The following is a 14,041-nucleotide window of genomic DNA, read 5'->3' on the forward strand; positions in this document are numbered from 1 at the left end:
TATGAAAATTAGCACACAGATGAAAACAAAATGGATGCAATTTAAAGTATCGGCTTTATCTGCATCTGTGACAGCATTAATTGTAAGTGGTATTCCTACCCAAATTTCAGCGTCTGATATTGATATTTATCAGGCTGGGGGTACAGGTGGTGTAAATATTTACTTCATGCTAGATGCATCAGCTAGTATGGAGTCTATGAGCTTAAATAGTGACTACGGACATTCAACTCAGCGAGTACAAAAATGTGCTCCTGAAGAAAAATCTCGAAATGTAATTATATATGTTCATACCACTTCTAGTAATGGTAATCGTATCTATTATAAGAAAGAGAGTGGAGGAGCGTATACTTTTAATTCCTCTACTTCAAGGTTAACCTATGTAGGTGCTGGAAACGGAACACATAACGTGAAAAGTACATTCAGCACAGGTTGGACACGAACTGACAATAATAATAAATACGAGAGTAAAAATATTATTGAAAAATATACAGAAAATGTATGTACAACTGTCGCAAGTAAAAATATTTGTCCGAGCAATAATTATAATAAACTTACTAGTAACTTAACATATAGTGAATATATATATGCAGAGAAAGGTGATTCATATTGTCGTGTTAATCTTAATGATTTAACTGATCATGCCTTAGATGTTACATATGGTAATAAAATTAAAAAAATCTGCGAACAGGAGTCTACAGGATCCACTTTTTATAGGTGTTTGACGCGTTTGTCTATCTTGAAAAAAGGGCTTTACTCTGTGATTTTTAATCCAGATCTTAATGAAGATATTTATTTTGCGCTAGGAACATATAAGGGTTCCTCAGCTACTACGCATCCAAAGTTCCTAGACGACTCGGGTAAAGTGAAATTTAGAAGCATGGATGATGATGGTAAAGAAATTTTAGCCAAAGCAATTCAAGATATAAGCACCGGTAATGGAACTCCAATTGCAGAAGGTTTTAATGAAGCAGCTTTATCTCACTATAATAAAGTTAACTTTAGTTCTAAAGGCAATATTTCACCAGAATGTAGTGGAAATGGAGTTTATTTGCTTACAGATGGTGTGCCACAAAGTTCAGGTGGTAGTTACTTGCGAGATAATGAAGCAACCCCATTTAAACTGAAAATATATAATGATAGAGGTGTTTTAGTAGAAACAAAGACAGCAAGTGAGATACCCCAAGGAAATAATCCTCAAGGATTAAAAAAATATTGGAGGTACTTGGGAGGGAGTGTCAATTATGTTGCTGCAGATAAAGCTAAAAATATTAAAACAGCAACAGTCGGTTTTGGGGGTATGTATTATAAAAATTTTGATGAGGCCCAATTAAAAGTGAACTCCAAAGGCAATTTTGACTGTACTTTGCTTACTGGAGAAAGTGGAGATTTACAATCTTTATGCTATTTAGGTGAAAAGAGATCCAATTATGGTAAAGGTGGATTCTATACTGCACAATCTACAGATGATTTGGTTGATAGTATTCAGCAATTTGTAAGTGATGTGTCGGTAGAAATTGAAGGCTCTACTATGGGAACTAATACCATTCCTGTAGATGCCTTGAATCCAACGCAATTGCAAAACTATTCTTATTTCCCAATGTTTAAGCCTATTGTGGGTGGTGATGAACAATTATGGGCAGGAAACCTAAAGAAGTTTGCAGTCAAAACGAGTTCTGGCACAATCGTAGATCAGTCAGATAAACCTGTATTTAAAGCTGGTAAAATTCAAGAAAAATTAAGTGATTATTGGTATGACAGTGCTGGTAGTTCGGATGATGATGTCTATATGGCATGGGGTGGTTTATTAAGTAAACTGAAAGTGAATAAAAACCCTTTAGACAGCTCAGGTAATATAAGTTTTAAACGTAAAATTTACTTAGATCAGAATGGTGATTTACAGCTTATTATTCATGATAGCTTGGATGATGATGAAATACTTGAGAACAAAAAACACTATTTATTTGGTTTGCTCGGCTATTCTAAACTCACTCAAACAGATTTTAATGAGCTCGAAGGTAAATCGTTTGCTGATCAATTAAATTATCTTGAAACTAAAAACAGCGCTCAAGATTTTCAAATGGGTTCTGTCATTCACTCGACACCAATTATGCTGACCCAAAGAGGTGTATTTGAGGAACAAGATGGTGAATATGGCATTACGGAACGAGAAGATTATATTTTGGCGGGTACTACCCAGGGTTTAGTACAAGTCGTAGATGCAGATTCTGGTGAAGAAGTATTTAGTTTCTTACCAAGTGAGTTTTTAACACGGACTAATAATAGCCAAGAAAAAGGCTTTGCAGAATCACTTGCTATGTCGCGATTTACGACTACTGATACAGATAATTTCTTCTATGGTGTAGATGGTCCATGGGTTGCTCATACTGAGTATGAATATGCCTTCGAAGGAGATAAAGAAATTATGACTGCCAAAAAGCAATATGCTTATGGTGGCCTTCGTATGGGTGGCAGAAGTTATTATGCATTGGATTTAACAGATTTAGGCAAAACCTCTAGCAAACCAAAACTCCTCTTTGCTATTAAACCAGATAATCATATTTCTGGAGCTTTATCTTATATGGGAGAAAGTTGGTCAAAACCAGTCGTCACTTATATTCCTTGGAAAGGCCATAAGAAGTTAGCCATGATTGTAGGTGGGGGATATGACCGTAAGTATGAGAGTCAAGATGTAACCGGAACCGTTAAAGGAAATGGGATCTATATCTTTGCTGCTGAAGACTATGATACTAATACAAAAGCAGGTTCTTTGTTGTGGTGGGGAAGTAGTAATGCTACCAATAGTACTTCTTCAACGAAGATTGATACTATGACACATAGTATTCCATCACGTGTTAAAGCAGTTGACCGAAACGGTGATGGGATTACAGACCACTTATATGTCGGTGATTTGGGAGGACAGGTCTTCCGTGTTGATTTTAATTCTAAATTAGGTGTAAGCGCTGTTAATACACCATTAGTTCAGCAGGCAGTAAAAATTGCAGACCTAAATACTGATGGGAAAAACCCAAGACGTTTTTATGAGGCTCCTACATTCACGATTCATAAAGATGATAAAGGTGAACGCTTTGCTATGGTTACACTTGCTTCAGGGGATCGTAGTAGTCCGTTAGTTACCGAGACCAATTATCCAACAGATTATATTGTCGCGATTAAGGATGATACAGTTACTCAGACAACGGTCACTGCTCCTACAGTAATCACTTTAAATTCTATGCTCGATATAAGTAGTACCTCTACTTTTAATAAAGGAACTCATAAAGGCTGGTTCTATCCGATGCCTAAGTCAGATGGGAAACAATTACGTGGTATAGAGGAAGGAATTGCAATCGATAATGATCTGTATTATTCAGTGTTCAATCCAGATGCGAGTACAGCGAAAGAAGAGGGTGGAGCAGATGATTGTACGGGTGGTGTAACAGGAAAAAGTATCGCATATAAATTCTGTCTGCCATACGGTGATAAAACTTGTTTTGGAACCACTTCAACAAGTAATCCGGAAAAAATTGCTGAATTGGGGGCTGGTATTGTTGGTTTGACATTTGGTGCAGGTCGGACTCAGGCGAATCATAGAACTCTTATTTTCAATAAAGATGTTAGTCCAGCCCCTCCAGAATATGCAGTGTTGGATAAATTGGTACCAAAACGTTGGTTTGAATATTTACCATTTAATTCTGGTGGTGAATAGTTATGAAAATAAACACAGGCTTTACTCTGATAGAGTTAATGATTGTAGTTATTATTCTAGCAATCTTGGCAGCCATTGCGCTGCCAAGTTATCAGGCTCAGGTTCGTAGAGGTAATGAAAAGCTTGCTTTGCAACAGATCGCTGATTTGAGTATGGAGCTTGAAAAAGAAAAGACCCGTAATTTTAGTTATGAGGGTTTAAATGGAAAAAGCTTGTTAGCAAAAGCAGGAACTAAAACTGTCTATACAACTACAGTTTCTGCTGAGTTGAGAAAATGGTCTATTAAATCTTGTGTAAACCAAACATTAGATGATGCAAGTTTATACAAAAATTTTGCTTCAAATAGCCAAGGTGCGACATGTGAATGGTCTGATACTACATGTACAGTCCCATCACAATGTCAATGAGGTGAAAAAATGAAGTCATATTTTAATAACGGTTTTACACTCATTGAGTTAATGATTGTTGTGGTGATCTTGGGGATTTTGGCTGCAATTGCTTATCCAAGTTATACAGGTTATCAGGCACGTACCAAGAGAGTTGAAGCACAAACGACCATGCTGGAGATAGCGAATCAGCTATCTGCTTATAAAGTGGCTTATGGCGATTATACAAATGCTGCATCAGCTCCATTTATGGTAGCTAAAATTCCAAATAGTGGAACAGAAAATTATGGTTTACAGTTAACGGTGTCAGCGGATAAACATTCTTGGACTTTAAAAGCTACACCTGCAAATTCTATGGCAAATACCGGTGCTATTACATTAAATAGTTCAGGTCAGCAATGCTGGGAAAAAATCTCAGGGGCATGTGAGCCGTGGGACGGTCGCTAACCCAAATTCAAAATTGTAGCCAACCAATTTTTGATCTTTCATTCAGGGCAAACTTCGCGTAAAATATTGCCCTCTATGAAAGGGGTTTGAAGTGTTCCGGTGGTCGGTACATGAATAATCCGTAAAAACTATAAGGTTCTATCATGGTTGTTATTCGTCTTGCACGCGGTGGTGCTAAAAAACGTCCGTTCTATCAAATCATTGTGACTGATAGCCGTAATGCACGTGACGGTCGTTTCATCGAACGTATCGGTTTCTTCAACCCTACAGCTCAAGGTAAAGCAGAAAAACTTCGTTTAGATGCTGACCGTTTTGCTCACTGGGTTTCTCAAGGTGCACAACCTTCGGAACGTGTTGCTTCTTTAGCTGCTCAAGCTAAGAAAGCTGCAGTTGCTGCATAATTTTTTATAAATTAGGTAGTAATTTGCCCATGACACCAACACAGAATGTTCCCGAAGATCGTATTCAGATTGGACAGTTACGTTCAGCATATGGATTAAATGGGTGGCTCTGGGTCTATTCCAATACAGAACCTATGAGCAATATATTTGACTACCTTCCTTGGTACATTGAGACCAAAGCAGGTTGGCAAATTGTCGATGTAAAACGTTGGAAACCACATGGCAAAGGTCTGGTTGTTTCGCTGAAGGGTGTGAGTGATCGCACTGCAGCAGACGGTCTGGTTGGTGCTAATGTCTGGATCTCTAAATCGCAACTGCCTCAACCCGGCGTGGATGAGTATTACTGGTCTGATTTGAAAGGTCTAACTGTGTTAGGTCTGGATGAAGAAGAACAGGAAGTGAATCTCGGCCAAATCCATGAAATGTTTGAAACAGGTGCCAATGATGTGATGGTAGTTCGCGCTACTGCTGACAGCGTCGATGGCGAAGAGCGAATGATTCCATGGCATAAAGATGTGGTACAGCGTGTTGATCTGGAAGCTGGTCGTATCTACGTGAATTGGGGCGTAGATTATTAATCCTTAATAGGATTAACGCAGCAGGAAAATGAGGAGTCTGCGGTGTTCTTTGCAGTCATTACGCTTTTTCCTGAAATGTTTGAAGCGATTACAGCCTACGGTATTAGCGGGCGCGCAGTAAAACGTGATTTGATGCAAATTCATTGCATTAATCCACGCGAATTTGCTGAAGGGAACTACAAACGGGTGGATGAACGTCCATTTGGTGGTGGTCCCGGTATGGTGATGATGGCTGAGCCATTAGCGAAAGCAATTCACCGTGCTAAAGAGCTTGCAGCGCAAGCGGGTGCAGTTCATGTTCCAGTGGTGTATATGTCACCGCAAGGAAAAACCTTAAATGAAGCTGCAGTACAGGACTTCGTTAAATATGACGGACTGATTGTATTGTGTGGACGTTATGAAGGTGTCGATGAACGTTTGATCCAGAAATATGTTGATCAGGAATGGTCGATTGGAGATTACGTCTTATCGGGTGGAGAGCTCCCCGCGATGGTTTTATTGGACAGTATTATCCGGAGACTTCCGGGTGCTATGTCGGATGAACAATCACACGTGCAAGACTCATTTGTGGATGGTCTGCTAGATTGCCCACAATATACCAAGCCAGACCATTTTGAAGGTATGGATGTGCCAGACATTTTAAAATCGGGACATCATGCCAATATTGAGAAATGGCGGTTTTTGCAGCGATATCAGCGCACTTTGGAACGCCGACCTGAGTTGGTGGAAAAAGTTGAACTGACCAAGCAGCAAAAGAAATGGCTAAAAGATTTGCAAAGTGGCAACAACTAAACCTGTTGTCCAAATCTGTATTTAAGCAATGTTGTTTAAATATTTAAAATAGGCTCTTTATGCATTGAAGCGGTCAAGCATAAAGGGAAAGTCAATCGGGTCTATGCGCTTTAGCCTCTAGCCCCAGTGGAATCAGACCTCTTCTGACCCACACATATTGGAGATACCCCATGAGCGGTAAGCATCCTTTAGTACAAGCTGTTGAAAATGCTCAGCTTAAACAAGACATCCCAGCTTTTGCACCAGGTGACACAGTAGTTGTCCAAGTAAAAGTAAAAGAAGGCGACCGTGAACGTCTACAAGCGTTCGAAGGCGTTGTAATCGCTAAGAAAAACCGTGGTCTGAACTCTGCGTTCACAGTACGTAAAATTTCTAGCGGTGTGGGTGTTGAGCGTGTGTTCCAAACTCACTCTCCAATCGTTGCTAAAATCGAAGTGAAACGTCGTGGTGACGTTCGTCGTGCTAAACTTTACTACCTACGCGAATTGTCTGGTAAAGCTGCACGTATTCGTGAAAAATTGCCAGCTCGTAAACAAGGTTAATTTTAGCCTTGCTTTCAAGCAAAAAAATGCGCCTTTGGGCGCATTTTTTTATGTTTGAATTTTATAGACCTTGTAGCTTTAATCGGTTGGCATGCTGACGGTAAACATCCACCGGATCTGGTGCGAATATATTTTTCAATCCAAGTACCTGGTTAACTTCATCCAGATGATTCCAGTTGTAGTTATCTCGAATAGTTTTACCAAACTTGGCACTACAGCGTGGTACAAGTCCATCGTTATCTCGACCACCATCAATTAATAGGCTGGTTGCTTTTAAGACGGAGTCTATATCGAGTAAATTAGTGACTGTACCGACCCCAGTAAATGAATAATTGTAAATCTCATTTCCATCATACTTTGCTTTATAAGCACCTTCACCACAGGCAGTAGTTGGCATACCCAACGGATACTGTTGAGCAAACTTTGCCGAACCTTGAACACTTAAGCTGTTGGCACTTGCTAAAGAATCATGAGGAAAACTATTCGGATCTAATCCTTGTGCCCATGTAATGGTTTTAGACAGGACATTAACCACAGAGGTAACCGGGGTTTCTAGTACAGGTGCAATATCACGGATAGTTAGAATGAGATCAGACACTGGTGAGCCTTTATTGGTAGCACCCACAGCGGTTAATGAGGCTACCAAGTCAGATCGAGTACGTGCTACATAACGAATTGTTGGCCCACCATGTGAGTGGCCAATCAGGTTTACTTTTTTAGCGCCAGTAATTGCCGCGATTTCTTCTACTTGATGTCGAAGTTGCTCGCCACGAATTTCAGTCGAGTTAAATGGGGAAACACGAGTTGCCCAGACATTTGCGCCGTTACGTGCCAGATCTGGCAGAATCTGGTACCAGTAATCTAAGCCAAACTGATCTGTACCGACTCGGATAAAGCCCGCCATGCCATGTACAAACACGATTGGGTATTTAGTTTTTGCATAGCTGGAACTGGCTTTTGCAGTAACTTGACTGGCCTGAGTTGCAGCCTGTGCGTTAAAGCAGGCACTTGCCAAAACAAGACCCGCTGTGAATAGTCCAATTTTCATCATTATGACCTCTATTGTTGTTTTCTAAAGGCTGTCCTTGCCATTTTTAACCTCGTCAATCTAGAGAGGTGGTATGAGCAGAAAGCACTATCCTCATGACGCTATGATTATTTATGTTTCTAATGTTTTCCTTAAGTACTTATCCTGATTTATTACTGAAGTCCGAAGTTAAAAATATGGTCTTCATCTTCAATCGCTTAGGGAAATTATGCTTTTAAGCAGGCGTATTTTTTCATTCTGATCAGTGAATGCCATGTCATTTAAGGTCATAGACAGGCTTTCGAATCAGATAAGTGGGAAATGCTTTAGTAGATTAATTGTTTTGAATATAAGTTATTGAAATAAATTAACTTTAATTATTTTTCAATTATCGGTTTGAGATAATAAAATTGTAATTAATAGTAAATTCTCCCTAAGAAGATCAAGTCAGATCTTAATAAATAAGCTCAAGGTAAGGAGATCAGATTTCAAAAATAATAAAAAGGCCATAACTTGATTGGTTATAGCCTAAAAGTTTTTTAAAGGTTAATCAGCAAAAGGAAGTTTGCCTCCTTTGTCATGTACCTGTTCAAAGGTTTCTACACGCAGTCGCTCTTCCGGTTTTTTGAAATGCTGCGCACGTAATTCCTGAACGGCTTTCTGCTTGGCATTGTCATTTAAGCCGCTTTTCATGATGTTATCGCGCTCATTTAAATAGCTGGTCACACTCGATTTCCAGCTAGCACGTTCACTATCCAGACTTTCAAGACGTTGGGTGGCTTCTGGACCTACCAGATTTAAACGCATCTGACGAATTTCCTCAGCAGAACCACTGCGTGCTTTAATGTCGGCAGTGAGTTTGCGCAAATCTTCCAGCTTATTCAGTTGCTCCAGATTTTCTTGCCAGTCTTCTGGTAACTGTTGAAACAGTTCTTTCAGTTTCTGTGCTTTTTCAGCTTCGCTTAAGTTCTTATCCGCCATGACTGCCATGCGGTCCAAAGTATATTCATGATAGGTATCTTCAGTGCCAAACAGTCCTTCAATTTCATAATTGGAAAAGAAGCGCTTACGCTGATTTTGGGTACTGGTATAGATGCTACGGTAATAAGCCGGATCTTCCTGATTTAGACCAGCTGGTGGCGTTATTTCACCGAGACTTTGACGATACTGTAAATAGCGATCCCATAGATCCAGAATCTGCGACAGGGCAGGTTCTTTGTGATTCTGGGAAATATAGGTTTTGAAATCCTGCTGAATCTGTTCAATAGTTTTCTCACCATACTGGGTAATGAAATATTCAAAACAGTTACGGGTCTGCTCATTCACGATTAGGCGATTACTGCTGTCCAGCTGCATCTGACAGTTGATCTCGGTATCTTGCTGGCTGGGGCTGGAAAAAAAAGTATTATTCTGCGCACTGACATTCACAGCATTGGATTCACTATTTAGCATCGCTGCCTGAGCTCCACCTGACCCATTCTCAGTTTGCTTTTCATCCTGAGGGGAAAGCCACAAGAGCAGCGTGATCAGACATAGAATCACCAGCACAGCAATGATCCAGATTTTATATTTCTGCATGTCCTATGCACCTTTATTTTGTTTTTCTTCAATTATTATTAAAAATGAATTGGCTCAATATGCCATAAATGCAAATTGAATCGCATAGATAAGTTGTAAATCATTGATCAGGGTTTTACCATTGCGCCAACTTAAAAATTGTCTGATTTTTTGCCATGAAATCTTCATCTCCTAAAATTCAGCGTCGTCATATCAGCGGTGTGTTTCTGTTAAATAAGCCTTTAGGCATCAGCTCCAATGCTGCGCTGCAAAAAGTACGCTGGCTGTATCGTGCGCAAAAAGCCGGACATACAGGTGCGCTAGATCCTTTGGCATCTGGCTTATTGCCGATCTGTCTGGGAGAGGCGACCAAATTTTCACATTATTTGCTGGATTCAACCAAGCGTTATCAAACTACGGTTTTTCTAGGCCATAGCACGACTACTGGTGACGTCGAAGGTGAGGTTCTACTCGAGCAAGCCGTTCCTGAATTAAATGAACAGCTGATCAAGGATACGCTTGCCAAATTTATCGGTGAGATCCAGCAGGTCCCGCCGATGTATTCTGCCTTGAAGAAAGAGGGCCGTCCGCTGTATGAGTTGGCACGTCAAGGGATTGAGATTGAACGTGAGGCACGGCCAATTACCATTTATGCCATCGAGCTTTTATCTTTTACTGAAAATAGTATTACGCTAGATGTGACCTGTTCTAAAGGCACGTATATTCGAGTATTGGGTGAGGATATTGCCAAGGCACTGGGTACCTATGGTCATCTGACTTATTTGCACCGCACGCAGACTGGTCATTTTGACATTATTCCTACTTATACCATTGAATATCTGGAAAGCCTGAGCGAAGAAGAGCGTGAAGCTTTATTGTTACCAGCTTATGCGCCAGTACAACATTTCCCGCAGGTTCAGGCACCAGAGGGCCGTGCGGAATACTTTAGTCGTGGTATGGAAAGTAATATCGATCATCCGGCAGAGCCACAAGTGTTGGTCTTTGATGGTGAAAAATGCTTAGGCTTGGCTGAAATTACCGATAAAAAACGCTTAGTTCCAAAACGCGTTTTAAATCTCTAAAAAATACTAAGAGAAAATTGATATGGAAATCGAGATCATCATCAGCCTGATTGGCTTTGCCTTTATGGCAGGAGCAATTGATGCCGCCGTCGGTGGTGGTGGTCTGATCCAGATTCCGGCGATTATGAGTAGTTTGCCGCATCTACCGCCAGCGACGGTGTTCGGCACCAATAAGCTGGCTTCTATTTGTGGGACGGCTTCTGCGGCACTTTCCTATTTGCGTCAGGTGAAATTGCCGTGGGCTTTACTTGGCGTGATTGCGCTGTGTAGCTATATCAGTTCTTTTACTGGCGCGGCCAGTGTCACGCTGATTCCAGTGGAAATTCTGAGGCCTTTTGTGCTGGTCATGCTGATCGTTATTGCGATCTACACCTTCATGAAAAAGCAGTTTGGTCGGGTGCATGTCGAGCAGAAGCTGACCCGAAAAATGCTGATACTCGCTGCCATTGGCAGCTTGATGATCGGGTTTTATGATGGGATTTTTGGCCCTGGCACTGGTAGTTTCTTTATTTTTTTCTTTATCCGTTATTTGAGTGTGGATTTTTTGCATGCTTCGGCACTCTCGAAAATCGCCAATTTCACCACCAATCTGGCTGCATTAAGCTTCTTTATTCCCACTGGGCATGTACTGTTTATGATCGGTGCCATGATGGCAGTAGCGAATATCGCAGGTTCAATCGTTGGGGTGAAACTTGCCTTTAAATATGGTAGTGGTTTTATCCGGATTCTGTTTCTGATACTGGTCAGTTTGCTAATTTGCCGCATGGCCTATCAGATGTTTCTAATTTAAGAATAGATGTAAACTATTCTCAATATTAAAGTTTTTCATACAATTTCTACTTATAAAACCTCCTGAACCCTTGTCATTTTCTTTCTATGATGCAGAAAGCCATGACAAAAACAGGAGAAAAATTACATGACCACCATTTTTGAAGCACTTAGGGAAAGTCATGAAATTCAGCGTGATCTTGCTGAAAAATTATTACAAACTTCCGGGGACACACCAGAACGCCGTGAACTGTTCAAGCAACTCAAAAATGAACTGTTTGCCCATGAAACAGCGGAAGATCGCTATTTCTATATTCCATTGATGATGACCGATTCGGGGCTGAATATTACCCGTCATGCTTTAGCCGAACATCATGAAATGGATGAGATGATTGAGGAGCTGACAGCTACCGAATTTAGTAATCCAGGCTGGATTGCGACTGCCAAAAGACTTTCAGAAAAGGTTCATCACCATTTGAAAGAAGAGGAGCATGGCTTCTTCCAGCAGGCAGGTAAAATTCTCGTCGAAGAGCAGAAAACCGCTTTAGCAGTGCAATATAAGAATGAATACCAGCGTTATAAAGACATGAAAAAAGATATGCTGGTCCAAAGCTAAATTTTGAATTTAAAATTTATAATGCAAAAAAAGATGGCTGAATGGCCATCTTTTTTATAAGCGCTTTAAGCAGCTTTTGCTTTTCTAGCCTGACGTGCAGCACGCAAGGTGACCCCAACTGAAGCCAGCATAATACAAGCTAGGGCAATCCATTGAAGTAACCCGATACGTTCACCGAGCAGTATAAAGCCGGTTAAGGCTGCTAATGCAGGAGAGAGGCTGGACAGCGTGCCATAACTCATCTTATTGAGTTGTTTAAGCGCTTTCAGATCTAGCGCATAAGGAATTGCTGTTGCCAGAATCGCAATAGTGATCGCCTTACCCCAATGCTGAGTATCGAGCACTGCTGCTGCATTGTTATATAAGCCAAATGGTAGCAAACACAATGCAGAAATACTGATGGCAATGGTCAGCGCATGCATACCCATATTTTGCTGCACTACGCGCTGACCAAAGAAAATATAGAAGGCCCAACATAGACCTGCGCCTAATGCACATGCAGCACCAAATAGGTCAAACTGATGATTGGCGGCTTGTCCCCAGGGCACCATCAATGCGATCCCTAAAATTGCTAAGATCACCCAGATGTAGTCGCTGCGGTTTTTAATTGATAGAAGTGCCAAACCCAGTGGTCCAACAAATTCCAGACCGACTGCAATTCCTTGAGGCAGCTTACCCAGTGACATATAGAACAGGATATTCATCAGCCCCAGTGCCGCGCTATAGCAAAGCAGATCTTTCCATTTGAGATACGGTAGGCGTGAGATGATTTTCCAGGAACGGAACATCACGCAGACAATAATTGCGGCAAAACATAGACGCAAAATGGTCACCGTCAGTGGATCCAGCACGGTAAAGAGTTGCTTCGCGAAGGATGCACTGATCTGGTATGAAGTCATGGATAAAACCATGTACAACACAGCAAGGAGTTGGGCGTTTGGCATGGGAAGGTAATGCACCAGGAACGGCGCAGAATTCAAGTCAGGGAGAAAGGCAGATTATAGCAAACTGGTTAATTTTTGATGAGTAAGGCGGAAGAATATTTTGTGAACATTAGCCTTAAATTTACTGCAAATGAATTTAAATTTTTAAGCGAAATAGGGGATCTGAAAATTTTAAATTCAAAGTATAAAAACCACTCTACAAAACTTTAAATTTAAAAATACCTGAATCGAAAAAATGCTAATTATTTAAATTTAAATAGTTTGATTCTTACGTTTTTGCATCGTCACTGTACAGCCGATTGAAGCGGTGATGATGGTGCTCAGTGCTAGCCATTGGGTCCATAATAAAGACTCACCTAGAAAGACAAAACCAGAGAGTGCTGCGACTGCAGGTTCCAGACTCATCAATGTACCAAAACTCAAAGCAGTTAAATTTCTGAGCGCAATCATTTCCAGAGTGAAGGGAAGTGCACTTGCCAAGACTGCCAGCGCTAAGAAGTACATCAGGCTGATTGGTTCAAAAGTATGTGCAGGCATTCCTGCGAATAGCGCAATCGGCATCAGCATCAGCATGCCAACAAACATGCCCAGACACACAGTATGATTGCCGGAAACTCCCGAAGGCTTTTGACCTGCAACGATATAGAGCGCCCAGCAGCTACCAGCTCCTAAGGCAAATAGGATACCAAGCGGATCGAGTGGTTGTGCGGCTTGATCAAAAGGAAACAACAGAACCAGACCTAGAATTGCCAATCCTACCCAGATAAAATCAAATTTCTGTCGGGCATGAAACAGCGCCACGCTGAGCGGGCCAATAAATTCAAAAGAAACTGCAATGCCGAGCGGCAAACGGTCAATTGCGAGATAAAACAGCATATTCATGCCAGCCAAGGCAATCCCATAACTAATAATGGCTGACCATTTGACTTGGCGGAAATTGATCTGCCATATTTTAAAAATCAGCGCCAACACAGCTGCACCTAGTAGCAGGCGCATCGCGGAAACCGTCAGGATCGGGAACTGGCCGAACAGATATTTTGCAAAGGAGCCACTACTTTGCATGCTGATCATGGCGATCAACAGAATCAGTGGTGCTTGCACGACTGGTGCAATTTTAAAAGCAGACATGGACTAAATTCGGTTCGAGCATTCGAACAGCGGGAGAGCAGCACAAGCTGTAAATTTTATATTGAGC

The 14,041-nt window shown here is 41.1% G+C and carries 14 protein-coding genes; 10 read left to right on the forward strand and 4 right to left on the reverse strand.

The annotated features are described in order from the left end of the window. Nucleotide 1: 1 nt before the first annotated feature. The 7 genes from BS636_RS07055 (at nt 2) to rplS (ending at nt 6,852) form a co-directional block, all read left to right on the forward strand. Nucleotides 2-3,706 carry a pilus assembly protein gene (locus tag BS636_RS07055; RefSeq protein WP_099338142.1) on the forward strand — a complete coding sequence of 1,235 codons (3,705 nt, stop codon included), beginning with the start codon at nt 2-4 and terminating at the stop codon, nt 3,704-3,706. 8 nt (nt 3,707-3,714) lie between these two features. After that, entirely contained in the window at nt 3,715-4,113 is a 399-nt protein-coding gene (locus tag BS636_RS16590; protein WP_416202912.1) for a prepilin-type N-terminal cleavage/methylation domain-containing protein, read from the forward strand. Between the two features lie 9 nt (nt 4,114-4,122). Beyond that, nucleotides 4,123-4,539, forward strand: coding sequence for a type IV pilin protein (locus tag BS636_RS07065; RefSeq protein WP_099338144.1), 417 nt, complete (start codon nt 4,123-4,125; stop codon nt 4,537-4,539). Between the two features lie 143 nt (nt 4,540-4,682). Continuing rightward, entirely contained in the window at nt 4,683-4,940 is a 258-nt protein-coding gene (rpsP, locus tag BS636_RS07070) for a 30S ribosomal protein S16 (protein ID WP_099338145.1), read from the forward strand. A gap of 29 nt (nt 4,941-4,969) precedes the next feature. Next, complete coding sequence (gene rimM / locus BS636_RS07075) at nt 4,970-5,518, forward strand: ribosome maturation factor RimM (protein ID WP_004787070.1); 549 nt, start codon at nt 4,970-4,972, stop codon at nt 5,516-5,518. Nucleotides 5,519-5,560: 42 nt separating this feature from the next. Further along, nucleotides 5,561-6,310: a tRNA (guanosine(37)-N1)-methyltransferase TrmD gene (gene trmD, locus BS636_RS07080; protein WP_099338146.1), complete on the forward strand. Its 750-nt coding sequence runs from the start codon at nt 5,561-5,563 to the stop codon at nt 6,308-6,310. A gap of 170 nt (nt 6,311-6,480) precedes the next feature. Continuing rightward, complete coding sequence (rplS, locus tag BS636_RS07085; RefSeq protein WP_004787066.1) at nt 6,481-6,852, forward strand: 50S ribosomal protein L19; 372 nt, start codon at nt 6,481-6,483, stop codon at nt 6,850-6,852. 61 nt (nt 6,853-6,913) lie between these two features. Here the strand turns inward: rplS and BS636_RS07090 are convergent, their stop codons facing one another. Both BS636_RS07090 and BS636_RS07095 read right to left on the reverse strand, forming a co-directional pair. After that, complete coding sequence (locus tag BS636_RS07090) at nt 6,914-7,900, reverse strand: esterase/lipase family protein (protein WP_099339620.1); 987 nt, start codon at nt 7,898-7,900, stop codon at nt 6,914-6,916. Between the two features lie 525 nt (nt 7,901-8,425). Beyond that, nucleotides 8,426-9,457: a lipase secretion chaperone gene (locus BS636_RS07095; RefSeq protein WP_099338147.1), complete on the reverse strand. Its 1,032-nt coding sequence runs from the start codon at nt 9,455-9,457 to the stop codon at nt 8,426-8,428. Nucleotides 9,458-9,612: 155 nt separating this feature from the next. Between BS636_RS07095 and truB the strand changes: the two genes are divergently transcribed. The 3 genes from truB to BS636_RS07110 all read left to right on the forward strand — a co-directional run bounded on the left by truB (nt 9,613) and on the right by BS636_RS07110 (nt 11,902). Next, nucleotides 9,613-10,518, forward strand: coding sequence for a tRNA pseudouridine(55) synthase TruB (gene truB / locus BS636_RS07100; RefSeq protein WP_099338148.1), 906 nt, complete (start codon nt 9,613-9,615; stop codon nt 10,516-10,518). Between the two features lie 22 nt (nt 10,519-10,540). Then, the gene (locus BS636_RS07105) at nt 10,541-11,308 is read left to right on the forward strand and encodes a sulfite exporter TauE/SafE family protein (protein ID WP_099338149.1); all 768 of its coding nucleotides are present in this window, start codon (nt 10,541-10,543) and stop codon (nt 11,306-11,308) included. Nucleotides 11,309-11,434: 126 nt separating this feature from the next. Further along, a complete protein-coding gene (locus tag BS636_RS07110; RefSeq protein WP_099338150.1) occupies nt 11,435-11,902 on the forward strand; it encodes a hemerythrin domain-containing protein in 468 nt (155 codons plus the stop codon). A 65-nt stretch (nt 11,903-11,967) separates the two neighbouring features. On the opposite strand, the gene BS636_RS07115 is transcribed toward BS636_RS07110, so the two are convergent. Beyond that, a complete protein-coding gene (locus tag BS636_RS07115; RefSeq protein WP_099338151.1) occupies nt 11,968-12,846 on the reverse strand; it encodes an EamA family transporter in 879 nt (292 codons plus the stop codon). Nucleotides 12,847-13,098: 252 nt separating this feature from the next. After that, nucleotides 13,099-13,974: an EamA family transporter gene (locus BS636_RS07120; protein ID WP_099338152.1), complete on the reverse strand. Its 876-nt coding sequence runs from the start codon at nt 13,972-13,974 to the stop codon at nt 13,099-13,101. Between the last annotated feature and the right edge of the window lie 67 nt (nt 13,975-14,041).

This window comes from Acinetobacter sp. LoGeW2-3, from assembly GCF_002688565.1.
Lineage (GTDB): Bacteria > Pseudomonadota > Gammaproteobacteria > Pseudomonadales > Moraxellaceae > Acinetobacter.

Excerpts from the sequence above, each read along its gene's own strand:
- BS636_RS07055 (WP_099338142.1), top strand. The coding sequence starts at position 2 with ATGAAAATTAGCACACAGATGAAAACAAAATGGATGCAATTTAAAGTA.
- BS636_RS07065 (WP_099338144.1), top strand. The coding sequence starts at position 4,123 with ATGAAGTCATATTTTAATAACGGTTTTACACTCATTGAGTTAATGATT.
- rpsP (WP_099338145.1), top strand. The coding sequence starts at position 4,683 with ATGGTTGTTATTCGTCTTGCACGCGGTGGTGCTAAAAAACGTCCGTTC.
- rimM (WP_004787070.1), top strand. The coding sequence starts at position 4,970 with ATGACACCAACACAGAATGTTCCCGAAGATCGTATTCAGATTGGACAG.
- rplS (WP_004787066.1), top strand. The coding sequence starts at position 6,481 with ATGAGCGGTAAGCATCCTTTAGTACAAGCTGTTGAAAATGCTCAGCTT.
- BS636_RS07090 (WP_099339620.1), bottom strand. The coding sequence starts at position 7,900 with ATGAAAATTGGACTATTCACAGCGGGTCTTGTTTTGGCAAGTGCCTGC.
- BS636_RS07095 (WP_099338147.1), bottom strand. The coding sequence starts at position 9,457 with ATGCAGAAATATAAAATCTGGATCATTGCTGTGCTGGTGATTCTATGT.
- truB (WP_099338148.1), top strand. The coding sequence starts at position 9,613 with ATGAAATCTTCATCTCCTAAAATTCAGCGTCGTCATATCAGCGGTGTG.
- BS636_RS07105 (WP_099338149.1), top strand. The coding sequence starts at position 10,541 with ATGGAAATCGAGATCATCATCAGCCTGATTGGCTTTGCCTTTATGGCA.
- BS636_RS07110 (WP_099338150.1), top strand. The coding sequence starts at position 11,435 with ATGACCACCATTTTTGAAGCACTTAGGGAAAGTCATGAAATTCAGCGT.
- BS636_RS07115 (WP_099338151.1), bottom strand. The coding sequence starts at position 12,846 with ATGCCAAACGCCCAACTCCTTGCTGTGTTGTACATGGTTTTATCCATG.
- BS636_RS07120 (WP_099338152.1), bottom strand. The coding sequence starts at position 13,974 with ATGTCTGCTTTTAAAATTGCACCAGTCGTGCAAGCACCACTGATTCTG.